This window comes from Pseudomonas alkylphenolica (assembly GCF_000746525.1).
In the GTDB taxonomy this organism is placed as follows: domain Bacteria; phylum Pseudomonadota; class Gammaproteobacteria; order Pseudomonadales; family Pseudomonadaceae; genus Aquipseudomonas; species Aquipseudomonas alkylphenolica.
Window position 1 is genome coordinate 5,176,071 of sequence record NZ_CP009048.1, and the last position, 24,704, is coordinate 5,200,774.

Genomic DNA, 24,704 nt, shown 5'->3' on the forward strand with positions numbered 1-24,704 from the left:
TGCACAACATGGGAGCACACCATGAGCAAACCGCCGATCAGTTTTTACAACCTGGCCTGGCGTTGGCACTTTTATGCTGGGCTGTTCGTCGCCCCGTTCATGATCCTGCTGGCGATTACCGGGATCATCTATCTGTTCAAACCGCAGCTTGATCCGTTGCTCTACCGCGACTTGATGGTGGTCGAGGCCGGGCACCACACACAAAGCGCCGACAGCTTGCTGCAGCAAGTGCACCAGGTTTACCCCAAGGGCCAGGTCAGCCAGTACCTGCCAGCGGTGGCCGCCGACCGTAGCGCGCAGTTTGTGGTTCAGGATGCAGGTCGTGAACTGAATGTGTTCATCAACCCCTACGACGGCAACGTGCTGGGCGAGCAAGACGCGAAAAGCAACCTGCAAGCGGTCGCCCGTGCCCTGCATGGCGAGCTGATGATCGGCACCGTCGGCGATCGTCTGGTGGAGCTGGCCGCAGGCTGGGGCATCGTCCTGGTGGTGTCCGGTCTGTACCTCTGGTGGCCGCGCGGCAAGCTTAGCGCCGGCGTGCTCTGGCCACGCCTGAATGCCCGCGGACGCCTGCTATGGCGCGACCTGCACGCGGTCACCGGGTTCTGGGGTTCGGCCCTGCTGCTGTTGATGCTGCTCAGCGGCATGACCTGGACCGGTTTCTGGGGCAAACACTATGCCGATGTCTGGAACACCTTCCCGGCAGCGATGTGGAACGATGTGCCCAAGTCCGATCAACAGGCTCGCGAGCTCAACAGCGCAACGCGCCAGACCGTACCCTGGGCCATGGAAAACACCCCCATACCGCAGTCGGGCGCGCATGCCGAACATGTCGGGCACAGCATGGGGGCAAGTGCACCGGCGGCCCCGCAAGTCAGCCTGCAGCAAGTCCAGGACCTGGCCAGCACCCGCGCGATCGAACCCGGCTACAGCATCACCCTGCCGACCAGCGCCGACGGCGTATACACCATTGCCGTATTCGCCGACGACCCACGCAACGACGCCACCCTGCATGTCGACCAGTACACCGGCAAGGTCCTGGTGGATGTGCGCTGGCAGGATTACAACAACGTTGCCCGCGCCACCGAGCTTGGGGTGATGCTGCATGAGGGCAAGATGTTCGGTGCGCTCAACCAGATCATCATTCTGTTGGTGTGCCTGATGATCCTGCTGGGCTCGGTCAGCGGGCTGGTGATGTGGTGGAAGCGTCGTCCCGAAGGTGGTCTTGGCGTACCGCCACTGCGTCATGACCTGCCGCGCTGGAAGACTGCAATCGTGATCATGATTGGGTTAGGGGTGGCATTTCCATTGGTGGGCATTTCGCTGCTTGCGGTTTGGGTGTTGGACTGGGGAGTGTTGTCACGGAAACTGAAAGTAGCCTGACGTGCGCCTGTGGGAGCGGGCTTGCCCCGCGATGCGATATGGCTGACAAACCGCAATCGCGGGGCAAGCCCGCTCCCACCGACTGCCCCCCTGCACAGGCAGCTGCTAACATACGCGCCCGCTTTCGCCAGGACTGTCATGAGTACCCTGAGTATCAGCGACCTGCACTGGTCGCCCCTGGGCCACGGCCATTGTCATCACCAGTTCCAGCTGCGCGCGGTCGATCTGCAGGTCAGGGCGGGGGAGTTCGTCGGCCTGATCGGCCCCAACGGCAGCGGCAAGACCAGCCTGCTGCGTTGTGCTTATCGCTTCAACAAGCCCGAGCGTGGCCAGGTGTGTCTGGATCAACACGACCTGTGGCGGCAATCGCCGCGCTGGTGTGCCCAGCGTATCGCTGTGGTCCTGCAGGAATTTCCCGATGCCTTCGGCCTCAACGTCGAGGAAGTCGTCGCCATGGGTCGCACGCCGCACAAGGGCCTGTTCGACGGCGACAACGACGAAGACCGCCGTTTGGTCAAATCCGCACTGCAGGCGGTCGGTCTGGAGGGTTTCGACGACCACAGTTTTGCCAGCCTGTCAGGAGGTGAAAAGCAGCGGGTAATTCTCGCCCGCGCGCTGGTTCAGCAGCCGCAACTGTTGATCCTCGACGAGCCGACCAACCACCTCGATCCGCGTTATCAGCTGGAGCTGTTGCAGCAGGTACGGTGCCTGGGTATCGGCACCCTTGCGAGCATCCATGACCTGAATCTGGCCGCCGCTTTCTGTGATCGCCTGTATGTGCTGGACCACGGGCGCATCGTCGCCAGCGGCACGCCGAGCGAAGTGCTCACCACCGAGTTGCTGCACGAGGTCTTCGGGGTACAGGCACTGATCGACCGCCACCCGCTCGCCGACCACCCACGCCTTACCTGGATAACCCAGCGATGATTCGAACCACCCTGCTTATGCTGCTGGGCCTGCTCGCCAGCAGCAGCGCCTTCGCCCAGGCGACCCAGTACCCGTTGACCATCCAGAGCTGCAACCGCCAGGTGACCTTCAACAAGGCCCCGACGCATGCCCTGAGTCACGACATCAACATGACCCAGATGATGCTCGCCCTCGGCCTGCGCCAGCGCATGGTCGGCTACAGCGGTGTCAGCGGCTGGAAGGCGGTCACTCCTGAGCTGCGCAAAGAACTCGCTGGCCTGCCGGAGCTGGCCAGCAAGTACCCGTCGGTGGAAACCCTGCTCAACGCCAATGTCGACTTCTTCTTCGCCGGCTGGGACTACGGCATGCGCGTCGGCGGCGACCTGACCCCGCAGACCCTGGCGCCGCTGGACATCCCGGTGTACGAATTGACCGAGTCCTGTGCCTTCGTCATGAAGCGTCCGGCAGCCAGCCTCGACGACACCTACAACGACCTGCGCAACCTGGGCCGGATCTTCGACGTGCAGGACCGCGCCGAGCAGTTGATCGGCCAGATGCAGCAGCGCATCGCTGTCGTGCAGCAACAACTGCCCGCACAGCGCCCACGGGTGTTCCTGTATGACAGCGGCGAAGACCGCGCCATGACCTCCGGGCGCCTGGGCATGCCGCAAGCGCTGATCGACGCTGCCGGTGGCCGCAACGTACTGGACGATATCGAGGCCAGCTGGACGCGGGTGAACTGGGAGAGCGTGGTCGAGCGCAACCCTGAAGTGATTGTCATCGTCGACTATGGCGAAATCAGCGCCGCGCAGAAGCAGGCATTCCTCGAACAGCACCCGGCCCTGCAATCAGTGGCGGCAATCCGCAACAAGCGCTTCGTGGTGATTCCCTACGTCGGCGCCACGCCGAGCCTGGAAAACGTCGAGGCCATCGAAGTCATCGCCGCCGGCCTGCACGACACATGAGCCGCTATCGCCTGCTGTTGCTCGGGCTGATTGGCCTGCTGCTGGTGTCCTGCGTGGTGTCGCTGGGTTTTGGCGCCGCGCCGGTACCAGTCGAGGTGGTATGGCGGGTGCTGCTGTTCAAGGTCTTCGGCATTGCCCCCGAAGCCCCCGCCTGGAGCACCGGCCAGGAACATATCGTCTGGCTTATCCGCGTGCCGCGCATGCTCCTGGCAGCACTGGTCGGTGGTGGCCTGGCAATGATCGGTGCGGTGCTGCAGGCAACGACGCGCAATCCCTTGGCCGACCCGCACCTGCTCGGCGTAACCTCCGGTGCCACGCTCGGTGCGGTGCTGGTGGTGCTGCACATCGGTGAAGTACTCGGCGTGCTGACCTTGCCGCTGGCCGCCTTTGTCGGCGCCCTGTGCAGCATGCTGCTGGTGCTGGCGATTGCCAGCCGCCATGGCCGCCTGGACAGCGACCGCCTGCTGCTGTGCGGCGTGGCGGTGGCCTTTGTGATGATGGCCATCGCCAACCTGTTGCTGTTTCTCGGCGACCACCGCGCCAGCTCCGCGGTGATGTTCTGGATGCTCGGCGGCCTGGGCCTGGCGCGCTGGGAGCTGCTGCCGATCCCGGCCATCAGCGTGCTGCTGGGCCTGACCCTGTTGCTGGGCATGGCCCGCGCGCTGAATGCGCTGATGGCTGGCGAACAGACGGCGGTGACCCTCGGCTTGAATGCGCGCTCGGTGCGCCTGGTGGCCTTCCTGATCTGCTCACTGCTGACTGGGGTGCTGGTGGCGATCAGTGGTTCCATCGGCTTTGTCGGCCTGATGGTCCCGCACATTGCCCGGCGCCTGGTCGGTGCCGAACACACGCGCCTGCTGCCGGTGTGCCTGCTGCTCGGCAGCCTGTTCCTGATCTGGGTCGATGTGGCCGCGCGCACGCTGATTTCGCCGGAGGACCTGCCCATCGGTATCGCCACCGCAGCCATCGGCGGCCTGTTCTTTATCGGCTTGATGCGCAAGCGTTGATCACCGTCAACCACGCTTTGGTCTTGAGACGTATTGTCGCGGTTGCGCCAGGAAGGCGCGTGTTAGCCTAGCGCGCACAAGAGAACTGTACTGAACGGAATGCCGAGCCTATGACCGCGAACCTGTCCCCGCAACACCCCACGCCTGACGAACACGAACACCTCGAACGCAGCCTCTCCAACCGCCATATTCAGCTGATCGCCATCGGTGGCGCCATCGGCACCGGGCTGTTCATGGGCTCGGGCAAGACCATCAGCCTCGCCGGCCCGTCGATCATCTTCGTCTACATGATCATCGGCTTCATGCTGTTCTTCGTCATGCGCGCCATGGGCGAACTGCTGCTGTCGAACCTGGAATACAAGTCGTTCATCGACTTCTCCGCCGACCTGCTCGGTCCCTGGGCGGGCTATTTCACCGGCTGGACCTACTGGTTCTGCTGGATCATCACCGGTATCGCCGACGTCATTGCCATCTCCGCCTACTCACAGTTCTGGTTTCCCGATCTGCCGCAGTGGGCGCCGGCGCTGGCGTGTGTCGGCCTGTTGCTGTCGCTGAACCTGATCACGGTGAAGATGTTCGGCGAGATCGAGTTCTGGTTTGCCATGATCAAGATCGTTGCGATTCTCGCCCTGGTCGGCACTGGCCTGTACATGGTCCTGGTCGGCTTCGAATCGCCAGCCGGACGTACCGCCAACCTGGCCAACCTGTGGAACGATGACGGCATGTTCCCCCATGGCCTGATGGGCTTCTTCGCCGGCTTCCAGATTGCCGTGTTTGCCTTCGTCGGTATCGAGCTGGTGGGTACCACTGCCGCCGAGGCGAAGAACCCCGAGCGCACCCTGCCGCGTGCAATCAACTCGATTCCGGTGCGGATCATCATCTTCTACGTCCTGGCGCTGATCACCATCATGGTGGTGACACCATGGCGTGACGTGGTGCCGGGCAAGAGCCCGTTCGTTGAACTGTTCGTGCTGGCGGGACTGCCTGCGGCGGCGAGCATCATCAACTTCGTGGTGCTGACCTCGGCCGCCTCTTCGGCCAACAGCGGCGTGTTCTCCACCAGCCGCATGCTGTTCGGCCTGGCCCAGCAAGGCGATGCGCCGCGCAGCTTCGAGCACCTGTCCAGCCGCAAGGTACCGGCCAACGGCTTGTACTTCTCCTGCACCTGCCTGTTGCTCGGCGCGGCGCTGATGTACGTGATTCCGGACCTGATCGAAGCCTTCACCCTGGTGACCACGGTGTCGGCGATCCTGTTCATGTTCGTCTGGACCCTGATCCTGCTGTCGTACCTGAGCTTCCGCAAAAACCGCCCGGCCCTGCATCAGGCGTCGAAGTACAAGATGCCCGGCGGACGTTTGATGTGCTACGTGTGCCTGACCTTCTTCGCCTTCATCCTGGTGCTGCTGAGCCTGGAGAGCGACACCCGTCAGGCATTGATCGTCACGCCGCTGTGGTTCCTGTTGCTGGCCGTGACCTATCAGTTCGTGCGGCGCAATCGCCAAGCGTTGGCAACCCAGCAGAACTGACCCCCAGCCGGTTGCGCACCAGCGCGGCGCAACCGGCTGCACCGCCTCCCCCGTTCAGCCCCAGGCCGGTGCAAGTATTCGCCTCCACGCCGCTCAATGCCCGTGCCAGAGCCCTCGGCGGTTCCGGCACAGCCCTTGCTAAAGCTCTCTCCCGAAGTCGCCATCTGCCTTACCCGCACATTCGAACTCAACGGAGAGAGCACTATGAAGCGTCGCAGTCTGATCAAGGCCTTCACCCTCAGCGCGTCCATCGCGGCGATGGGTCTTAGCTGGAGCATTCAGGCCGCCGAGACCATCAAGGTCGGCATCCTGCATTCGCTGTCCGGGACCATGGCGATTTCCGAGACCTCGCTCAAGGACATGGCCTTGATGACCATCGAGCAGATCAACGCCAAGGGTGGCGTCAACGGCAAGCTGCTGGAACCGGTGGTGGTCGACCCGGCGTCGAACTGGCCGCTGTTCGCCGAGAAAGGCCGCCAGCTGCTGACTCAGGACAAGGTCGCGGTGGTGTTCGGTTGCTGGACCTCGGTGTCACGCAAGTCGGTGCTGCCAGTGTTCGAAGAGCTCAACGGCCTGCTGTTCTACCCGGTGCAGTACGAAGGCGAAGAAATGTCGCCGAACGTCTTCTACACCGGCGCCGCGCCGAACCAGCAGGCGATCCCGGCGGTGGAGTACCTGATGAGCGAAGACGGCGGCGCGGCCAGGCGCTACTTCCTGCTCGGCACCGACTATGTCTATCCACGCACCACCAACAAGATCCTGCGCGCCTTCCTGCACAGCAAGGGCGTGGCCGACAAGGACATCGAAGAGGTGTACACGCCGTTTGGCCACAGCGACTATCAAACCATCGTCGCCAACATCAAGAAGTTCTCGGCAGGCGGCAAGACGGCGGTGATCTCCACGGTCAACGGCGACTCCAACGTGCCGTTCTACAAAGAACTGGCCAACCAGGGTCTGAAAGCCACCGACGTGCCGGTGGTGGCCTTCTCCGTGGGTGAAGAAGAACTGCGCGGGATCGACACCAAGCCGTTGGTGGGGCATCTGGCAGCATGGAACTACTTCGAGTCGGTGGACAACCCGGTCAACAGCCAGTTCGTCGCCGACTGGAAAGCCTACGCCAAGGCCAAGAACCTGCCGGGCGCCGACAAGGCGGTGACCAACGATCCGATGGAAGCCACCTACGTCGGTATCCACATGTGGGCCCAGGCAGTCGAGAAGGCTGGCACCACCGATGTCGACAAGGTTCGCGAAGCCCTGGCCGGGCAGACTTTCAAGGCACCGTCGGGTTACACCCTGACCATGGACAAGACCAACCACCACCTGCACAAGCCGGTGATGATCGGCGAGATCCAGGATGACGGGCAGTTCAATGTGGTCTGGGAGACCGAGCAGCCGCTGCGGGCGCAGCCGTGGAGCCCGTTCATTCCGGGTAATGACAAGCGGCCGGATTATGCGGTGAAGGGTAACTGAGTTCATCGCGGGGCAAGCCCGCTCCCACAGGGGGGATACACAACCCCGGTGGGAGCGGGCTTGCCCCGCGAAGAGGCCCCAAAGCACCCCACAAGGAAACCGTCATGCCCAAGGCTCTCCTGTACCTTTTCCTCAGTCTTCTACTGCTGCCCCTGGCCGCCCAGGCCAGCGATGCCGACTACTTCATCGCCGCCAAGGCCAACGACCAGGCCCGCCTGCTTCAGGACTGGGCAGCACAACCCGACCCGGCTCGCCTGGAACTGCTGACTTCCCTGCAGCAGGGCCGCCTCAGCGCCAGCGACAACCGCAAGCTGCGCCTGAACAATCGCCTGCGCGGGCTCGTCGATAACGCCCTGGCCAGCCATCAATTACTCAGCGACGACGCCAAGGTGCGTCTGGCCGCCGCCCAACAGCTGCAAAAAAGCGCCCAGCCGCCACAAGTCGCCTTCCTCGACCGACGCTTCGCCACTGAAACCGATGCCGCCGTGCACGCAGCCCTCGGCCTGGCCCTGGCCAACCTGCAACTGGCAGCCAGCGACCCAGCCGTACGCCTGGCCGCCGTACGTCTGCTCGGTGAAACCGGCGACCCGATGGCCCGCACCCGCCTCGAATCGCTGCTTGAACCTGGCGTAGAAACCGACGCCAGTGTCCGCACCGCCGCCGAAACCAGCCTGGCCCAGGTCAAGCGCAAGCTGCTGGTCGGTGAACTACTCGGCCAGGCCTTCAGCGGCCTGTCGCTGGGCTCGATCCTGCTGTTGGCCGCCCTGGGCCTGGCAATCACCTTCGGCCTGCTCGGGGTGATCAACATGGCCCACGGCGAGATGCTGATGCTCGGCGCTTACGCCACCTATGTGGTGCAGGTGCTGATCCAGCGCTACGCACCAAGCGCCATCGAGTTCTATCCGCTGATTGCCCTGCCGGTGGCCTTCGCCGTCAGTGCCGGGGTCGGCATGCTGCTGGAACGCACGGTGATCCGTCACTTGTACGGTCGCCCGCTGGAAACCCTGCTGGCGACCTGGGGCATCAGCCTGATCCTGATCCAGGCCATCCGCCTGCTGTTTGGCGCGCAGAACGTCGAAGTGGCCAACCCGGGCTGGCTCTCCGGCGGTATTCAGGTGCTGCCGAACCTGGTCCTGCCCTACAGCCGCATGGTGATCATCGGCTTCGCCCTGTTCGTGGTGTTGCTGACCTGGCTGCTGCTCAACCGTACGCGCCTGGGCCTGAACGTGCGTGCCGTCACCCAGAACCGCAACATGGCCGCCTGCTGCGGCGTGCCCACCGGGCGCGTGGACATGCTCGCCTTTGGCCTCGGGTCGGGCATCGCCGGGCTCGGCGGCGTGGCCCTGAGCCAGATCGGCAACGTCGGCCCGGACCTGGGCCAGAGCTACATCATCGATTCCTTCCTGGTGGTGGTGCTCGGCGGCGTCGGGCAACTGGCCGGTAGCCTCTGGGCCGCCTTCGGCCTGGGGATAGCCAACAAACTGCTGGAGCCGCAGATCGGTGCGGTGCTCGGCAAGATCCTCATCCTTGCGCTGATTATTCTGTTCATCCAGAAACGCCCGCAAGGCCTCTTCGCCCTCAAGGGACGGGTAATCGACTGATGAACCAGCCTCTGCTTGTTACCGCCAGCCAGAAAGCCGGCCCGCGCTGGACGGTGGCCATTGCTGCTGTTGTCCTGCTGGTGCTGCTGGCCCTGCCGTTGTTGTCGTTGCTACCCGACGGCCATGGCCTACAGGTCTCGGCCTATACCCTGACCCTGGTCGGCAAGATTCTCTGCTACGCCATTGTCGCCCTGGCACTGGATCTGGTCTGGGGCTATGCCGGATTGCTGTCGCTGGGTCACGGGCTGTTCTTCGCCCTCGGCGGCTATGCCATGGGCATGTACCTGATGCGCGAGGCGGCGGGCGATGGCCTGCCGGCGTTCATGACCTTCCTGTCGTGGACCGAACTGCCCTGGTACTGGGCCGGCACCCAGCACTTTGCCTGGGCCCTGTGCCTGGTGGTGCTGGCGCCCGGATTGCTGGCGTTGGTGTTCGGCTTCTTCGCCTTCCGCTCGCGGATCAAGGGCGTGTATTTCTCGATCATGACCCAGGCCCTGACCTTCGCCGGCATGCTCTTGTTCTTTCGCAACGAGACCGGTTTTGGCGGCAACAACGGCTTTACCAACTTTCGCAGCATCCTCGGTTTTCCGATCACTGCGCAAAGCACCCGCGCGGTGCTGTTCCTGCTGACCGTCGCGCTGCTGGTGGTCAGCCTGTACCTCGGCTGGCGCCTGGCCCGGAGCAAGTTCGGCCGGGTGCTGACCGCGCTGCGCGACGCCGAGAACCGGCTGATGTTCTGTGGCTACGACCCGCGTGGTTTCAAGCTGTTCGTCTGGGTGCTCAGCGCCGTGCTCTGCGGCCTGGCTGGTGCGCTGTATGTACCGCAGGTGGGCATCATCAACCCCAGTGAAATGTCGCCGACCAACTCCATCGAAGCCGCCGTGTGGGTGGCCCTCGGTGGGCGCGGCACCCTGATCGGCCCGTTGCTCGGCGCCGGTCTGGTCAATGGCATGAAGAGCTGGTTCACCGTGGCGTTTCCCGAGTACTGGCTGTTCTGCCTGGGAGCGCTGTTCATTGTGGTCACCTTGTACCTGCCCAAAGGCGTAGTCGGACTGCTGAAGAAAAGGGGCGAGCAATGAGAGCCATACCACTGCCACCGGTGCACCCGGAATTCATGCTCGAACCGATCCTCGACGCCGGCAGCGGCCGCGATGCCATCGGCCTTGGCCAGGTGCGCGGCGCAGGCCTGGATGCCCGCCACGGTACCGTTCTGACGCTGGAGGACATCAGCGTCAGCTTCGACGGATTCAAGGCACTCAATGCGCTGAATCTGTACATCGGCGTCGGCGAATTGCGCTGCATCATCGGCCCTAACGGCGCGGGTAAAACCACCCTGATGGATGTGATCACCGGCAAGACCCGCCCCAGCAGCGGCAAGGCCTGGTTCGGCGATACCCTCGACCTGACGCGCATGAGCGAAGTACAGATCGCCCAGGCCGGCATCGGGCGCAAGTTCCAGAAGCCGACGGTGTTCGAGGCCTTGAGTGTGTTCGAGAACCTGGAACTGGCGCAGAAGGCCGACAAGTCGGTACTCGCCAGCCTGATTGCACGCCTGAGTGGTGAACAAAGGGACCGTATCGACGAAATCCTCCACACCATTCGCCTGACCGCCTCTGCTCAACGCCCGGCTGGTTTGCTCTCGCACGGCCAGAAGCAATTCCTGGAGATCGGCATGCTGTTGATGCAAGACCCGCAACTGCTGCTGCTCGACGAGCCGGTGGCGGGCATGACCGACGCTGAAACCGAGTTCACCGCCGAACTGTTCAAGGGCCTGGCCGGCAAGCACTCACTGATGGTGGTCGAGCACGACATGGGCTTTGTCGGCAGCATTGCCGACCATGTCACCGTGCTGCACCAGGGTAGTGTGCTGGCAGAGGGTTCGCTGGAACAGGTGCAGGCTGAGGATCGGGTTATTGAGGTTTATCTGGGTAGGTAATTTAAAGCATCGCGGGGCAAGCCCGCTCCCACAGGGGGGGCTCGGTGGGAGCGGGCTTGCCCCGCGAAAAGGCCAACCAAGGACAACACCATGCTGAAAATCGACTCACTGCACCAATACTACGGCGGCAGCCACATCCTGCGCGGTCTGTCTTTCGAGGCCAGGGTCGGCGAAGTGACCTGCCTTCTGGGCCGCAACGGCGTCGGCAAGACCACCCTGCTGCGCTGCCTGATGGGCCTGCTGCCCACCCGTGAAGGCAGCGTGCACTGGGAGGGCCAGGCCATCACCGCACTCAAGCCGCATCAACGGGTGCAAGCCGGTATCGCCTATGTCCCCCAGGGCCGGGAGATTTTCCCGCGCCTGAGCGTCGAAGAGAACCTGCTGATGGGCCTGTCGCGCTTCAGCGCCAGCCAGGCCAGAAGCGTCCCGCCGTTCATCTACGAACTATTCCCGGTACTGCTGCAAATGAAACATCGCCGTGGCGGTGACCTCTCCGGTGGCCAGCAACAGCAACTGGCGATCGGCCGCGCCCTGGCCAGTCAGCCACGCCTGCTGATCCTCGATGAGCCAACCGAAGGCATCCAGCCCTCGGTGATCAAGGAAATCGGCGCAGTCATCAGCAAACTGGCCGCCCGTGGCGACATGGCCATCCTTCTGGTCGAGCAGTTCTACGACTTTGCCGCCGAACTTGCCGACCAGTACCTGGTGATGTCCCGCGGCGAAATCGTCCAGGCCGGACGCGGTGAAAACATGGAAGCCGAAGGTGTGCGCGGGCTGGTAACCATTTAACCTGACAACACTTCGTAGACGTTCGAGAACCTGCCATGACTTACCTGATTCGTGATGCCGAAACTGCCGATCTGCCGGGCATTCGCGACATCTACAACGACGCCGTGCTCAACACCACGGCGATCTGGAATGAACAACCCGTTGATCTAGCCAATCGCCAGGCCTGGTTCGACGCCCGCCAGGCCCAGCGCTACCCGATCCTGGTAGCGGTGGACGCAGCCGCAGGCAACGACGTGCTTGGCTATGCTTCATTCGGCGACTGGCGGCCCTTCGAAGGCTTTCGCCATACCGTCGAGCACTCGGTGTACATCCGCAGCGACCAGCGCGGCAACGGTCTGGGCCCGAAACTGATGGCGGCCTTGATCGAGCGCGCACGCGCCTGTGACAAGCATGTGTTGGTCGCTGCCATCGAAAGCGGTAATACCGCCTCGATCCGTTTACACGAGCGTCTGGGTTTCACCTTAAACGGGCAGATGCCTCAGGTCGGGGTGAAGTTCGGTCGCTGGCTCGACCTGACATTTATGCAGTTGATCCTCAACCCCGGCGCGCCCCCACGCTCAACGGAGTGAAGTTCCATGAATGCAGCGCAACTCAATCGTGTCACCGCTGAAGGCTTTGCCTACTACCGCGACGGCCTGATGGCGCTGTTGCTGGATGCCGTCGCGCACGGCGCTTCGGTGGGCTTTCTGGCGGACCTCGATACACAGCAGGCCAACAGCTATCTCGATGAAGTGAAACAGCGCCTGGTCAGCGGCGAGCTGCTGCTGTGGGTGGTCGGCAAAGACAAGGAAGTGCTGGGCAGTGTGCAGTTGGGGCTGTGCCAGAAGCTCAATGGCTTGAAACGCGCCGAAGTGCAGAAGCTGCTGGTGCACAGTGCGGCGCGGCGCCGCGGACTGGGGTTGCAACTGATACAGGCCCTGGAAGCGGCGGCGCGGCAGAAACAGCGTAATACGTTGTATCTAGATACCGAGGCGGGGTCGGGGGCGGAGGCGTTCTATCAGTCGCTGGGGTATATCAAGGCGGGGGAAATTCCGGAATACGCCTGCGGGCCGGATGGCACTTATCGGCCGACGGCGTTGTATTACAAATTACTTTAGGAATTCAGTGCAGGCCAAGCTCACTCCTGCAGGGCAATGAAAGCCCTTTCAGAGTAGGCTTGGCTAACAAAGCGCTCAACGAGAGCACACAAAAATGAACAAGCTCAAAGCAATTTGGCCAACATACTTTTCGGCCGCTCATCGTTGTAGTAACCAACCAATTCATTCTTTTTTTCGCCACCGCTGAAATAGACCAACGTAGGAGCAGACTGGACATCGTAGGTCTTGGCAAGTTGAATCGCTTCAGTTAAAGAGATACGAAAAAATGTTGCTCTGCCCTCAGATGCAGCCCACTCATCAACATACACACTTGCTCTCTTGCTGGCGTTTTCGCTGCCGTCAGCTTTGTACCTATAAAACTCAACCACTACCGGCTTGCTAGACTTCAAAACCTGATCGGCAAAATCCGAGTGACTCAAAATTTTCACTGCCATTTTGGTTGCTCCTGGCGAATTGGACACATGGGCATGCCCAGGCCATTACGCTACGAGCTATCAAAAAACTCGTCTACTGACAAAAATACTAGGTAGCCCTAGCGTATTTTCACCCCTGTACAAACCGCGCTAAGCGTTGCCTGAGCATACTGTTCTCACTACGCAGCTGCTGAACCTCCTCCAACAACTCCAGGGCCAGCGCCACCCCTTCCCACTCCAGGTGCAGATCGTGATGCAGCTTGGCCGCGCGCTTGGCCAGCACCGGTGCCTGATCGTCAAACAGCCAGTCTTCCGGCGTTCGCCCGGAAGGCTCGACAATGCCGTGTTCGACGATTTCGATCACGTAGGCCGCCGGCAGATCGGCTTCCTGACAGAGGGTCTGCATGTCCAGTTGAACGATCAGGGTACTGCTCATGGTCAGCTACTCCATTGTGTCCTCGGATTGAACGCGGCCTGCTCCGACAGCTTGGTCCACAGCTCGCGGGCGGCAGCATCGGACTGGCTCGGCATCACCACTTTCAACTGTGCGTACAGGTCGCCACGCTGGCCCTGCTTGTTACTCAGGCCCATGCCTTTGATCCGCAGGCGTTGGCCGTTCTGACTGTCCGGACGGATGGTCAGGTTGACCTTGCCGGTCAGGGTCGGCATCGCCACCTTGGTACCCAGCGCCGCTTCCCAGGGCGCCAGCGGCACGGTGATGATCAGGTCATGACCTTCGACATCGAACAGCGGATGCGGTGCCATGCGAATGGTCAGGAACAGGTCGCCGTTGGCGCCACCGCCGATCCCCGGTGCACCCTGGCCCTTGAGGCGGATCTTCTCGCCATCGCTGACCCCGGCCGGGATCTTCACGTTCAGGGTCTTGGTGGTGAAGCCGGTACGCTGGCCATTGGCGTTGTGTTGCGGGACCTGGAAGCTGATCTGCTTCGATTCCGCGGACAGGGTTTCCTCTAGGAAAATCGCCAGTTCCATTTCCACGTCCTGCCCTCGCCGACCGCTGCTACGTTGCTGGCCGCGGCCAAAAGGATTGCCGTTGCCACCACGCGCACCGAAGATCGAGCTGAAGAAGTCGGAAAAATCGCCGCCTTCGAAACCGCCGGAACTGCGGCTTTCCCAGCCTGGCGGGCCCTGGAAGGGCCGGCCGTGCTGGCCGTATTTGCGCAGTTCGTCGTACTCAGCGCGTTTTTCCGGGCTGCTCAAGGCCTCGTAGGCTTCATTGGCCTCTTTGAATTTTTCCTCGGCGTCGCGCTCTTTGCTGACGTCGGGGTGATACTTGCGCGCAAGCTTGCGGTAGGCGGTCTTGATCGCCTTGTCGTCCGCAGTCGGCTCTACGCCCAGTATCTTGTAATAGTCTTTGAAGTCCATCTAAGGAATCACCGTAAAGTTGTTCAATGCTTCTGAAGATTGGGGTCAAGCATAGCCTTTCAAGGTGCCCTTGGGTTTGCTGTAAAGCAGATAATCGGTCTTGATTCTGCTGGCCACTGGCATAAACTGCGCGGCCGTTTTTCCGCTGGAAGTACAACCCATGAGTGACGCATCCCCGGCCCGTGCCTGCGGCATCGACTTCGGCACCTCCAACTCCACCGTCGGCTGGCATCGCCCGGGCGTGGAGTCGTTGATCGCCCTGGAAGACGGCAAGATCACCCTGCCGTCGGTGGTGTTCTTCAACATCGAGGAGCGCCGCCCGGTCTACGGCCGGCTGGCCCTGCACGAATACCTCGAAGGTTACGAAGGCCGGCTGATGCGCTCGCTCAAGAGCCTGCTGGGTTCCAAGCTGATCAAGCACGACACCAGCGTGCTCGGCACCGCGCTGCCGTTCAAGGACCTGCTGGGCATGTTCATCGGCGAGCTGAAAAAACGCGCCGAAGCCAATGCGGGCAGAGCCTTCGATGAAGTGGTGCTGGGTCGCCCGGTGCATTTCGTCGATGACGACCAGGCCGCCGACCAGGAAGCCGAAGACACCCTGGCCGAAGTGGCCCGCAAAATCGGCTTCAAGGAAGTCTCCTTCCAGTACGAGCCGATTGCCGCGGCCTTCGACTACGAGTCAAACATTCAGGGCGAAGAGCTGGTACTGATCGTCGACATCGGCGGTGGTACCTCGGACTTCTCCCTGGTGCGCCTGGCGCCTGAACGGCACATGCTCGATGATCGCCACGCCGACATTCTCGCTACCGGCGGTGTGCACATCGGCGGTACCGACTTCGACAAGCAATTGAGCCTGCAGGGCGTGATGCCGCTGTTCGGCTATGGCAGCCGGATGAAAAGCGGCGCCTTCATGCCGACCAGCCACCACATGAACCTGGCCACCTGGCACACGATCAACTCGGTGTACTCGCAAAAATCCCAGCTGGCCCTGGGCAGCATGCGTTACGACATCGAAGACACCGACGGCATCGACCGCCTGTTCAAGCTGATCGAACAGCGCGCCGGTCACTGGCTGGCGATGGAAGTGGAAGAAACCAAGATCGAACTGACCCACAACGAGCGCCGCCTGGTCGATCTCAAGCGGGTTGAGTCGGGGTTGAGCGTCGAGCTGACCCGGGCGCTATTCGAAGAATCGATCGACAACCTGCTCGAGCGCGTGCGTGGCAGTGTCAGCGAGCTGCTGAACAAGGCCGGTGTCGGCGTTGCCCAGGTTGATACGGTGTTCTTCACCGGTGGTTCCAGCGGCATTCCGGCGCTGCGCCAGAGCGTGGCGGCCATGCTGCCGAATGCGCGGCATGTTGAAGGCAACATCTTCGGCAGTATCGGTAGTGGTTTGGCCATTGAGGCTCGCAAGCGGTACGGCTGAAAAACTATCGCGGGGCAAGCCCGCTCCCACAGGGATAGTGAAAATCCGGTGGGAGCGGGCTTGCCCCGCGATCAGACTTCACACCAGCTCAGCCTGGCGCAGCTCGCTCTTCAGGTAGGCATAGTAGATCGGCCCCGCCACCACCCCCGGCAACCCGAACGCCGCCTCACACACCAGCATCGCCAACAACAGTTCCCAGGACTTGGCGCTGATCTGCCCGCCGACAATCCGCGCGTTGAGGAAGTACTCGACCTTGTGGATAACAATCAGATAGCCCAGCGCCGCCATCGCCACCCAGATCGACAGCGACAGCCCGACGATGGTGATCAGGGTGTTGGACATCAGGTTGCCGATCACCGGCAACAGGCCCAGCAGGAAGGTCAGCACGATCAGGGTCTTGGTCAGCGGCAGGTGCACGCCGAACATCGGCAACACCACGGCCAGGAAGATCCCGGTGAAAAAGGTGTTGAGCAGGGAAATCTTGATCTGCGCGAAGACGATGTTGCGAAACGCCTGGACCAGCAGCGCCAGGCGATTGAACAGCGCCGCGGCCAACGGCTTGCGCCGGGAAATATCCGGGATGCGCTGCAAGGCGACGATGGCCCCGAGGATCATCCCGATCAGCAGGGTGACGAACATGTGCGCCGCGCCCTTGCCGACCAGTTGCAGTTCACCCAGATGGGTCTTCAGCCACTCGCCAATGGCGACCTTGAACTCCGCCGCGCTGGCCGGCAGGTAGGCATCGACGAACGGCGGTAACTGGCCACGGGCCTGATCCACCAAGAGCATGAACTTGTCCAGCGAGGCGCCAGGATTCTCGGCTTCGTGCAGGAGAAAACTGATCGCACCGGCAAACACCAGGGTCAGGGTGCTGACCACCAGGGTGCCGAGCAATGCCACCGCCAGCCAGCGCGCGCGCTCGCCGGCGATCAGGTGCTGCAGTTTGGGGGTAAGCATGTTGACCAGTTCGAACACCAGCAGGCCTGCCAGCAGGCTCGGCAACAGCTTGAGCGGCAACGCCAGCAACAGGCCGGCGAAGACGATGATCCAACTGGCCATTTTGATCTGGCGCGGGGTAAAGGTCATACAACCTCAAGGGGCAACTGCAGGAAAAAACGCAGTCTGCCAGCCTTCACCGGGCAGGCATAGTGGCAGTGCGGGCCTGACGCCGATATTGCTCAGGCGTGCAGTGGGCATGACGCTGAAACATGGCGATAAAAGCCGAGGGGCTGCTGTAGCCAAGGTCGAAGGCAATCTGCTGGATCGGCAGGTTCTGCTCCAGCGCATCAATGGCCCGCAGAAAGCGCAGACGCAGGCGCCATTCGCCAAAGCTGATGCCCAGCTCGCGCAGAAACTGCCGGGCCAGGGTGCGCTCACTGACATGCACACTCGCCGCCCAGTCGGCCAACGGCCGGTTGTCCCCGGGCTCAGCGTGCAAGGCCTGCAATACGCCGTCCAGGCCGGCGCTGCGGGCATAGGGCAGAAAGCAGGTCTGGGTCGGGGCCAGGCGCAGCTGGTCGACCAGCACCTGAGCCAGGCGGCGGTCGGCTTCATCCTCGGGAACCTTCACGTCGCGCCGGGCAAAGTCGCCGAGGATGGCCTTGAGAATCTCACTGATCACCAGCGTGCAGGGCTGCGTCGGTAATCCCTGGCACAAGGCGCGGTCCAGATAGACCGAGCGGTAGACGATGGCCTGGGGGTTGTAGCAGCTGTGTTCGGTGTCCGGCGGTACCCACACGGCATAGTGCGGTGGCGAAACAAAGCGCTGGCCGGCGATCTCCAGGTGCATGATGCCGTGGGCCGCATAATTGAGCTGGCCCCAGGCATGGCGGTGCGCGGCACTGTGGGTGTCGGCCCCGAACTCGTCGTAACGGAAGTACACCGGCGCCGGCAAGGCTGTGAATTGCGGGATGTTGAGGTATTTGCGCTGCATGCTGTCTGGATCGATGGGCAGGTTGTCTGGATGCAAGTATAGCTAGCAAGACAGACAGTGGATAATAGCGCCCTGTACCTACACGAGTTCCTGCGTCATGAATTATGCGTTTCCTTTGCTGGCCATCCTGATCTGGGCCGGCAACACGGTAGTCACCAAGATGTCGGCCGGGGCGATTTTTCCCGCCGAGATCGGTTTCTACCGCTGGCTGCTGGCCGGTCTGTTGTTCACCCCGTTCCTGCTACGGCCGATGCTGCGCAACTGGGCGGAAATCCGCCGTAACCTGGGCAAAATCTTCATCCTCGGCGTGCTGGGCATGGCGGTGTACCAGAGCCTGGCCTACTTCGCCGCCGCCATCACCAGCGCGACCAACATGGGCATCATCCTGTCGCTGATGCCGTTGATGTCGCTGGCCCTGGCAATCATCAGCCTGGGCCAGCGCCTGACCTTCGGTGCGCTGATCGGTGCCGTGGTGTCCTTTGTCGGGGTGCTTGTGGTGGTGTCGGCGGGTGATCTGGGCGCCTTGCTGCAACACGGGGTCAATGGCGGTGATGCACTGATGCTGATCGCCACCCTGGCCTACGCGCTGTACAGCACCTTGCTGAAAAAATGGCAGCTGCGCCTTGCCCCGCTCGTGCTGCTCTATCTGCAGGTGCTGGTGGCGATTGTTGTGTTGTTCCCACTGTTCCTGTTCTCCGAGAAAACCGGCCTTGGCCCGGGCAATATCGGCCTGGTGCTGTACGCCTGCGTACTGGCCTCGATGGTCGCGCCACTGACCTGGATGCAGGCCGTCAGTCGTCTGGGCCCCAGCCGTACCACACTGTTTTTCAACCTGTTGCCTGCGATCACCGCAGTGATCGCCGCCGTGGTCCTCGATGAACAGCTGGCACGGTATCACCTGTTCGGCGGTCTGTTGACCCTGGCCGGGGTGATTCTGGCTGAACGCTGGAAAACGCCCATCCGCCCGGTCCCGGTTACAGCCCCGCAGCCTTGAGCCGCGCCGCATGCTCGGTGAACAGGCGCACCGGGTCGGCGCCCTTGCCCACCGCACCGAGTGACTGATTGACGATGTCCAGGTGGTCGAGCGGATAGTCATCGCCGATCACCTGGCCCAGGTGCGAGCTGTAGCGACCGACCATGCCGTCACACTGCCCGGCCTCATGGATGAAGGTCCGGGCAAACAGACGGCAGAAGCGATTGCTGCCGTCCAGGCGGTTCAGGCCCTTGTCGGTCAGCCCCGGCTGCAAGGTGCCGGACCAGGAGTAGTAACGCACGCCGTTGACCTCGGCGGGCCCCTCCCCGCCCCAGGTGCTGGGCAGCCCCTGTGGATAAGCCTGATTGAACAACGCCACGCCAGCGCGGGTCAGCGAATGGTGCGAGGCGTGCACGTCAATCGGCAGCTTTGGTCCGCGCCAGCCGGTTTCCAGCCAGCCCATCAACACCCCCAGGCCATGCAGCAGGGCCTTGAGCAAGCGCCCACGGGCAGAATCGGCGGGGTAATGCTCAAGCAGGTAATCCGCCAGCTCCGAGCCGTGATTGGGCCCGGCAATCGAAGTCACCGACGCCACCCATTCCGGGCGCCTGGCCGCCGCATAGCGTGCCGTCAGCGCACCCTGGCTGTGGCCGAGCAGGTTGACCTTGTCGGCACCTGTGCGTTGGCGGATGTCGGCGATGATCTGCAACAACTGCTCGCCACGCACCTCAGTGGCATTGAGTGGCGACACCTGAATGGCAAAGACCCTGGCCCCGCCCCGGCGCAAGGCCGAGACAATGCCGAACCAGTAGGGATAGAGCAGCAGGCGGACGAAGCCGAGCATGCCCGGCACCAGTACCAGTGGATAACGCGTGGCAAGCGCTTGGGCCATGGCTGCAGTCTCCGTTCCGTGGACAGTCGGCCCACCCTACAGGTACTTCAGTTGCAATCGCAATCGAACTGCTGGCGCGTCTTCGAAGGCGTCCTCGCGCAGGAAGAAGGGCACGCCGATGATATCGCGGGGCAAGCCCGCTCCCACCGAGATCACCTGGTAGGAGCGGGCTTGCCCCGCGATGCTGTTAACCGGCCTTCACCGTCCGCGGCGCCTTCCCGGCCTTCATCTGCTCAAGCAGCGGCGTGCACTGATTCGGCACATCACCGCCAGGTGCCACCAACGCCAGCAGGCCCGCCGCCGGGCCAACCACCACCCCCAACGCGACCATACCCGCCCCTCGCAAGGCCAGCGGTACCGCCTGTACGCCGGCGCTGGGCTTGGCAAACGGTCCACGCACATACAAAGGCGAACGCAGCGAGAACAAGCGCAGGCCCTTGGACTCGGGATTGACCTTCAGGTCCAGCTGCTCACTGGCGAAGTTGGCGGTGCCATTGATATAGATGATTGCGTTCTCGGTGTCGAAGACGAACAGGCGGGTGGTCGCCAAACCCTCCTTGATACCGAAATCAGCGGCTGCACAGTTGATCTTCACTTCCTTGTCACCAAACAGCTGGCCCACCACATAGTTGCCCACGTTCAGCCCGGCGATTTCCATCAGGCCCCGGCTGATGGCGCCATCGTTGATCAACATCTTCAGGTCGCCATTGGCAGTGGCCAGCAACGCCGCCACCGAATTACCGCGGCCACTGAGGTCGGCGTCGCCATTGAGCTGACCGAAGCTGGTTTTCATCGGTTCGAAGGTCGGAAACAGCTGCTTGAGCTTGAAACCGCGCGCGCTGAGCTGGGCGCGGCCTTGCAGCGGCGCCGTGCGGCCATCCAGGCGAATCTGAGCATCAAGGGTGCCACCGGCCACGCCAAAATGCAGCGGCGCCAGGCGCAGCACGCCATCATCGAGGACAAAGTGACTGGAGAGGTCGTTGAACGGCAAATCCTGGTTGTGCACGATGCGCTTGCCACTGAAGGTCACGTCGGCGTCCATGCTCCGCCAGCGCTCGGTGCGAAATTCCTCGACCGGCAGAACCTTGCCTGCCGGTTGCTTACTGGCGCCGCCGCGAGCCTTCTGCTCGGCGTTGGAGTCGGCACCGATCAGCGGCGCAAGGTCCTTGAACAGCAATTGATTGGACACCAGGTTGCCACTGAGCTTGGGCCGCGGCTGGCTGGAGACGAACGTCAGGTCGCCATGGATATCACTGTCACCGATCTTGCCGTTGAAGCCCTCGTAGCGAAACAGTGCGCCACCGGGTTCATGCAACTTGGCTACCAGATGCCCATCGGTGGAATACGCCGGCGAATCCGGCAGGGTCACCCCCGTCAACGGATACAGGTTGCCCAGGCTCGCGCCCGAGAGTCGCAGGCGCAGATCAAGAGCGCCCAGGTTGCGCGGGTCGGTCAGGGTGCCGGCCAGCGCGATACGGGTATCGGCGATCTGCATGTCGGCCTGCAACGGGAACGGCAGGCTCGCATCCTGCAGCGCCAGCAGGCCGCCAATCTTGCCGCTGCCTGAAAGTGGCTGGCCTTTGTAGCGCCCTTTGACCTTGAGGCCAAAGGCGTAGGCCTGGGCGGTGGCGCTTTTCTGCGCCGCGGCCTTGCCGACAATGTCGGCGAACGGGATCGGCTTGCCCAGCGGATCGATAACGATATCCAGGCTGGTTTTCAACGTCTGGTCGTCAAGGCTGACCTGGCCCTTGTCGAAACCGATGGCGCCGATATCCAGCGCCCACCCGGAAGGCTCGGCCTGCTTATCCTTGGCAGCGAAATCGAAGGTCCAGTTGGCCCGCCCATCGGCCAGGCGCGTGAGCGTGGCGGTGGGCTGGTTGAGATCGATACGCGGGATGACGATTTGCTGGAACAGCAGCGGCAAGGGTGCCAGGCGAAACTCGACGCGCTTGAGAGCAGCCATCTGTGGCTCCTTGAGCCAGTCCGGGTTGCCCAGGGTCAGGTCTTCGGCGATGAAGCGCGGCCAGGGAATCCAGGCCCGCCAACCACCCTGCTGCGGCTCGCGCTGCCAAACCACGGCGAGATTACCGTTGATAGCGAAGGGCCGCTGCAGCGCTTCGGAGACCTTGGCATTGAGGGTCGGCTTGACCCGGTTCCAGTCGAACGTCGCGATGACGATTACCAGTAAGGTCACGACCAGCAGCAGGCTGGCAAAGGTCCAGGTGAGGATTCTGGCGGGACGCGTCATTGCATGACTCTCCTGACGCCCATAAAGCACTAATGGGCGTATTGATGGCACTTAGTCATCGGACTGCTGAAAAGCCGAGGGGTTTAACTGGCGATGGGTGATTTCGCTTTTTTCCTGACTTTTTTCTCGGTTTTCCATCAATCCGGCTTGCCACCCCCGCCTTGAAAAGCGCTGCCAGCGCCCTTTCACCCGGCTGCAGAGTGCAGCCTAGAGCCTTCGCGCCAAAGCATCAATTCCATCGATTGTCACCATTATCTTTATGAACTTTTATCTCGCGCCCCCGAGCGTAGCATTGGCTCCGTACCCACTTTCCAGCCCCTCCAAGGAGCACCGAACCATGAAACGCCAATTGCTGCTGAGCCTGTCCCTGTCCATCCTGGCCGCCAATGCCTTCGCCATTCCTGCCAGCGAACAAAGCCTGACCGCCGAGTCCCGTTCCAGCTCCACCGTGATATCGCAACCGCTGAACACCCTGGCCGAAGGTGGATCTGATCGTCTGCTGGAACGCAACAATCGTGTAGCCGAAGGCGGCTCGGATCGTCTGCTGGAACGCAACAACCGTGTAGCCGAAGGCGGTTCGGATCGTCTGCTGGAACGTAACATCCGCGTAGCCGAAGGTGGTTCTGACCGGCTGATCGAAATGAACCAGCGCGCGAGCTGAAACCTATGCCAGACAATAAGAGATCCCAGCCTTGCAACGGTTCCCCTCCAAGCCCGGTCAATTGACCGGGCTTTGTTTTTCCTGGCGCAGGCTATTAGAGTGCAGGGCTGTTTCACTGCCAACCGATACTCGCCATGCTGCCGCGCGCCGAACAAAAGCAACAGACCCGCCAAGCCCTGCTGGATGCCGCCCGCCACCTGATGGAAAGTGGCCGAGGCTTCGGCAGCATCAGCCTGCGTGAAGTGAGCAAATGCGCGGGTATCGTACCCACCGGTTTCTACCGGCATTTTTCCGATATGGACCAGCTCGGCCTGGCCCTGGTCAATGAAGTCGGCGAAACCTTTCGCCAGACCATTCGCCTGGTCCGCCACAATGAACTCGAACTCGGCGGCATTACCGACGCCTCGGTGCGTATCTTCCTCGACGTGGTCGCGGCCAATCGCCCGCAGTTCCTGTTTCTCGCGCGCGAGCAATACGGTGGCTCGCAACCGGTACGACAGGCGATTGCCACCCTGCGCCAGGGCATCAGTTCGGACCTGGCCACCGACCTTGAGCGTATGCCGCGCTGGCAGCACCTGGATAACGCCGCCCTCTCGGTGATCGCCGACCTAGTGGTGAAAACCGTGTTCGCCACCCTGCCGGAACTGATCGATGAGCCGGCCGACGATGCCGGACAAACGCTGAGCGCCCAGGACAAGATCACCCAGCAACTGCGCTTCATCTTCGTCGGCGCCAAGCACTGGCAAGGGCTCAGTACCCTGTAGGAGCGGGCTTGCCCCGCGAAGCGGTGTGCCAGACAGCTCGCAATCGCGGGGCAAGCCCGCTCCCACCGGGGAGCTCACGTTAGTTGCTCCCATAAGGCTATAGCAGCGTTTCCTGCTACCATGCGCGCAAACGCACCGATCGCGACGATTCTTCTCCATGCCCGACCTTCGTACTGCCAAGCCTGAACTGCCCGCCCTGCTCGAACAAGTGCAGACGCACTTTACCCAGCGCATCGTGCCGCTCTGGCAAGGACCGGGCTGGAATGCAGAAATGGCCCTGCCTTACGAAGCGCTGGATGCACAGCAGCAGCCGCTGCCTGTAGAGCGCTACCGGGCCATGGCCTGTGCCCGTCAGCTGTACCTGTTCAGCAGCCGCATCGAGCAACCTGGCGCCCGTGAACGCGCAGCGGCGCTGTTCCGCTCGTTGCAACGGCACTTCCACGATGCCGAGCATGGCGGCTGGTTCTACAGCATCGATGCCCAGGGCAAACCGCTGGATCGGCGCAAGGACCTCTACACCCACGCCTTCATCATCTTTGCCTGCGCTCACTACTGGGGACAGATCCGCGAACAGCTGGTCGAGTCCACCCTCAATGCAGCACTGAGTGTGGTCGCCGAACGTTTTGCCCGGGATGACGGCTTGTATGAAGCCAGCCTCGATGAAGACTGGTCGGACCTTGGTAGCGGCCCTTTGCAGAATCCGCTGATGCATTTGGCTGAAGCGCTCCTCGCGACCCTCTCGGTACGCGATGACGAAGCAGTACAAAATGCCCTGCAAACGCTAGCCAAAGCCATGCAGGAGCACTTCATCGATGCCGAACACGGGGTGATGCTGGAAAAACCACGCGGCGCTGTGGATAACTGGTTCGAACCGGGCCACCAGTTCGAGTGGTTCTTCCTGCTGGAGTCTTCAGCGCTGCTGCGCGGTAGCGAGCTGCATGCGTCACTCGACCGGGCGTTCGCCTATGCCGAGCAATACGGAGTGAAAGACACCGCGGTGTTGGCCATGCTCGGCGCCGACGGCGAGGTCCGCGATGCCACCCAGCGCATCTGGGCCCAGGCCGAGTACTTGCGCGCCCTGGCCTTGCGCCCGAGCTGCGCCGGCAAGGTACTTACCCAGTTGCAGGCGCTGCAGCAGCATTTCCTGCATGCCGGTGGCTGGTACGAGTGCCGTGACGCCAGTGGCGCGGTCAGCCGCAGCGATATGCCGTCGACCACGCCTTATCATCTGGCGACCTGTCTGGAAGGGTTGCTGAAGCTATCGCGGGGCAAGCCCGCTCCCACAGTGTAAAAACCGGTGGGAGCGGGCTTGCCCCGCGATAGAGCCA

23 protein-coding genes and 1 pseudogene are annotated in these 24,704 nt (G+C 62.4%); 17 read left to right on the forward strand and 7 right to left on the reverse strand.

Features of this window, described 5'->3' with window-relative positions; genetic code table 11:
• The first annotated feature begins 21 nt into the window (after positions 1 to 21).
• The 12 genes from PSAKL28_RS23760 to PSAKL28_RS23815 all read left to right on the forward strand — a co-directional run bounded on the left by PSAKL28_RS23760 (position 22) and on the right by PSAKL28_RS23815 (position 12,680).
• On the forward strand, positions 22 to 1,383 hold the full coding sequence (locus PSAKL28_RS23760) for a PepSY-associated TM helix domain-containing protein (protein WP_038615113.1): 1,362 nt from the start codon (positions 22 to 24) through the stop codon (positions 1,381 to 1,383).
• Between the two features lie 138 nt (positions 1,384 to 1,521).
• On the forward strand, positions 1,522 to 2,310 hold the full coding sequence (locus tag PSAKL28_RS23765) for an ABC transporter ATP-binding protein (protein ID WP_038615114.1): 789 nt from the start codon (positions 1,522 to 1,524) through the stop codon (positions 2,308 to 2,310).
• Positions 2,307 to 3,254 carry an ABC transporter substrate-binding protein gene (locus PSAKL28_RS23770; RefSeq protein ID WP_038615116.1) on the forward strand — a complete coding sequence of 316 codons (948 nt, stop codon included), beginning with the start codon at positions 2,307 to 2,309 and terminating at the stop codon, positions 3,252 to 3,254. Before PSAKL28_RS23765 ends, PSAKL28_RS23770 begins: the two co-directional genes overlap by 4 nt.
• Positions 3,251 to 4,261 carry a FecCD family ABC transporter permease gene (locus PSAKL28_RS23775; RefSeq protein ID WP_038615119.1) on the forward strand — a complete coding sequence of 337 codons (1,011 nt, stop codon included), beginning with the start codon at positions 3,251 to 3,253 and terminating at the stop codon, positions 4,259 to 4,261. Before PSAKL28_RS23770 ends, PSAKL28_RS23775 begins: the two co-directional genes overlap by 4 nt.
• A gap of 110 nt (positions 4,262 to 4,371) precedes the next feature.
• Positions 4,372 to 5,787, forward strand: a complete 1,416-nt coding sequence (gene cycA / locus PSAKL28_RS23780) for a D-serine/D-alanine/glycine transporter (RefSeq protein ID WP_096335690.1) — start codon at positions 4,372 to 4,374, stop codon at positions 5,785 to 5,787.
• A gap of 204 nt (positions 5,788 to 5,991) precedes the next feature.
• Positions 5,992 to 7,257, forward strand: a complete 1,266-nt coding sequence (gene urtA / locus PSAKL28_RS23785) for an urea ABC transporter substrate-binding protein (RefSeq protein WP_038615121.1) — start codon at positions 5,992 to 5,994, stop codon at positions 7,255 to 7,257.
• Between the two features lie 104 nt (positions 7,258 to 7,361).
• A complete protein-coding gene (gene urtB, locus PSAKL28_RS23790; protein WP_038615123.1) occupies positions 7,362 to 8,858 on the forward strand; it encodes an urea ABC transporter permease subunit UrtB in 1,497 nt (498 codons plus the stop codon).
• A complete protein-coding gene (urtC, locus tag PSAKL28_RS23795; RefSeq protein WP_038615125.1) occupies positions 8,858 to 9,937 on the forward strand; it encodes an urea ABC transporter permease subunit UrtC in 1,080 nt (359 codons plus the stop codon). The genes urtB and urtC overlap by 1 nt, the downstream gene beginning before the upstream one ends.
• 35 nt (positions 9,938 to 9,972) lie before the next feature.
• Positions 9,973 to 10,794, forward strand: a complete 822-nt coding sequence (urtD, locus tag PSAKL28_RS23800; protein WP_038615127.1) for an urea ABC transporter ATP-binding protein UrtD — start codon at positions 9,973 to 9,975, stop codon at positions 10,792 to 10,794.
• A gap of 90 nt (positions 10,795 to 10,884) precedes the next feature.
• The gene (gene urtE, locus PSAKL28_RS23805; RefSeq protein ID WP_038615129.1) at positions 10,885 to 11,583 is read left to right on the forward strand and encodes an urea ABC transporter ATP-binding subunit UrtE; all 699 of its coding nucleotides are present in this window, start codon (positions 10,885 to 10,887) and stop codon (positions 11,581 to 11,583) included.
• 35 nt (positions 11,584 to 11,618) lie between these two features.
• The gene (locus PSAKL28_RS23810) at positions 11,619 to 12,152 is read left to right on the forward strand and encodes a GNAT family N-acetyltransferase (RefSeq protein ID WP_038615131.1); all 534 of its coding nucleotides are present in this window, start codon (positions 11,619 to 11,621) and stop codon (positions 12,150 to 12,152) included.
• A 6-nt stretch (positions 12,153 to 12,158) separates the two neighbouring features.
• Positions 12,159 to 12,680: a GNAT family N-acetyltransferase gene (locus tag PSAKL28_RS23815; protein ID WP_038615133.1), complete on the forward strand. Its 522-nt coding sequence runs from the start codon at positions 12,159 to 12,161 to the stop codon at positions 12,678 to 12,680.
• 104 nt (positions 12,681 to 12,784) lie between these two features.
• Here PSAKL28_RS23815 and PSAKL28_RS23820 read toward each other — a convergent pair whose 3' ends face one another.
• From PSAKL28_RS23820 to cbpA, 3 genes are all read right to left on the reverse strand, one after another.
• Positions 12,785 to 13,114, reverse strand: coding sequence for a thioredoxin family protein (locus tag PSAKL28_RS23820; protein WP_038615135.1), 330 nt, complete (start codon positions 13,112 to 13,114; stop codon positions 12,785 to 12,787).
• 109 nt (positions 13,115 to 13,223) lie between these two features.
• On the reverse strand, positions 13,224 to 13,529 hold the full coding sequence (locus PSAKL28_RS23825) for a chaperone modulator CbpM (RefSeq protein ID WP_038615137.1): 306 nt from the start codon (positions 13,527 to 13,529) through the stop codon (positions 13,224 to 13,226).
• Positions 13,530 to 13,531: 2 nt separating this feature from the next.
• A complete protein-coding gene (cbpA, locus tag PSAKL28_RS23830; RefSeq protein WP_038615139.1) occupies positions 13,532 to 14,479 on the reverse strand; it encodes a curved DNA-binding protein in 948 nt (315 codons plus the stop codon).
• 160 nt (positions 14,480 to 14,639) lie between these two features.
• Here cbpA and PSAKL28_RS23835 point away from each other — a divergent pair, with 160 nt between their 5' ends.
• Positions 14,640 to 15,905, forward strand: a complete 1,266-nt coding sequence (locus tag PSAKL28_RS23835) for an Hsp70 family protein (RefSeq protein ID WP_038615141.1) — start codon at positions 14,640 to 14,642, stop codon at positions 15,903 to 15,905.
• Positions 15,906 to 15,983: 78 nt separating this feature from the next.
• Here PSAKL28_RS23835 and PSAKL28_RS23840 read toward each other — a convergent pair whose 3' ends face one another.
• Together PSAKL28_RS23840 and PSAKL28_RS23845 are read right to left on the reverse strand one after the other, a co-directional pair.
• On the reverse strand, positions 15,984 to 16,991 hold the full coding sequence (locus PSAKL28_RS23840) for an AI-2E family transporter (RefSeq protein ID WP_038615144.1): 1,008 nt from the start codon (positions 16,989 to 16,991) through the stop codon (positions 15,984 to 15,986).
• Positions 16,992 to 17,037: 46 nt separating this feature from the next.
• A complete protein-coding gene (locus PSAKL28_RS23845; protein WP_038615145.1) occupies positions 17,038 to 17,838 on the reverse strand; it encodes an AraC family transcriptional regulator in 801 nt (266 codons plus the stop codon).
• A gap of 97 nt (positions 17,839 to 17,935) precedes the next feature.
• Between PSAKL28_RS23845 and PSAKL28_RS23850 the strand changes: the two genes are divergently transcribed.
• Positions 17,936 to 18,832, forward strand: a complete 897-nt coding sequence (locus PSAKL28_RS23850) for a DMT family transporter (protein ID WP_038615147.1) — start codon at positions 17,936 to 17,938, stop codon at positions 18,830 to 18,832.
• Here PSAKL28_RS23850 and PSAKL28_RS23855 read toward each other — a convergent pair.
• Together PSAKL28_RS23855 and PSAKL28_RS23860 are read right to left on the reverse strand one after the other, a co-directional pair.
• Complete coding sequence (locus tag PSAKL28_RS23855; RefSeq protein WP_038615149.1) at positions 18,813 to 19,703, reverse strand: esterase/lipase family protein; 891 nt, start codon at positions 19,701 to 19,703, stop codon at positions 18,813 to 18,815. The two genes, PSAKL28_RS23850 and PSAKL28_RS23855, sit on opposite strands and share 20 nt — an antisense overlap.
• A gap of 187 nt (positions 19,704 to 19,890) precedes the next feature.
• On the reverse strand, positions 19,891 to 21,951 hold the full coding sequence (locus tag PSAKL28_RS23860; RefSeq protein WP_038615151.1) for an AsmA family protein: 2,061 nt from the start codon (positions 21,949 to 21,951) through the stop codon (positions 19,891 to 19,893).
• A 337-nt stretch (positions 21,952 to 22,288) separates the two neighbouring features.
• Between PSAKL28_RS23860 and PSAKL28_RS23865 the strand changes: the two are divergent.
• From PSAKL28_RS23865 to PSAKL28_RS23875, 3 genes and pseudogenes are all read left to right on the forward strand, one after another.
• A pseudogene (locus PSAKL28_RS23865) lies at positions 22,289 to 22,609 on the forward strand (hypothetical protein); the annotation flags it as partial.
• Positions 22,610 to 22,746: 137 nt separating this feature from the next.
• The gene (locus tag PSAKL28_RS23870) at positions 22,747 to 23,376 is read left to right on the forward strand and encodes a TetR family transcriptional regulator (protein ID WP_038615156.1); all 630 of its coding nucleotides are present in this window, start codon (positions 22,747 to 22,749) and stop codon (positions 23,374 to 23,376) included.
• A 157-nt stretch (positions 23,377 to 23,533) separates the two neighbouring features.
• Positions 23,534 to 24,667: an AGE family epimerase/isomerase gene (locus PSAKL28_RS23875; RefSeq protein WP_038615158.1), complete on the forward strand. Its 1,134-nt coding sequence runs from the start codon at positions 23,534 to 23,536 to the stop codon at positions 24,665 to 24,667.
• The last annotated feature ends 37 nt before the right edge of the window (positions 24,668 to 24,704 follow it).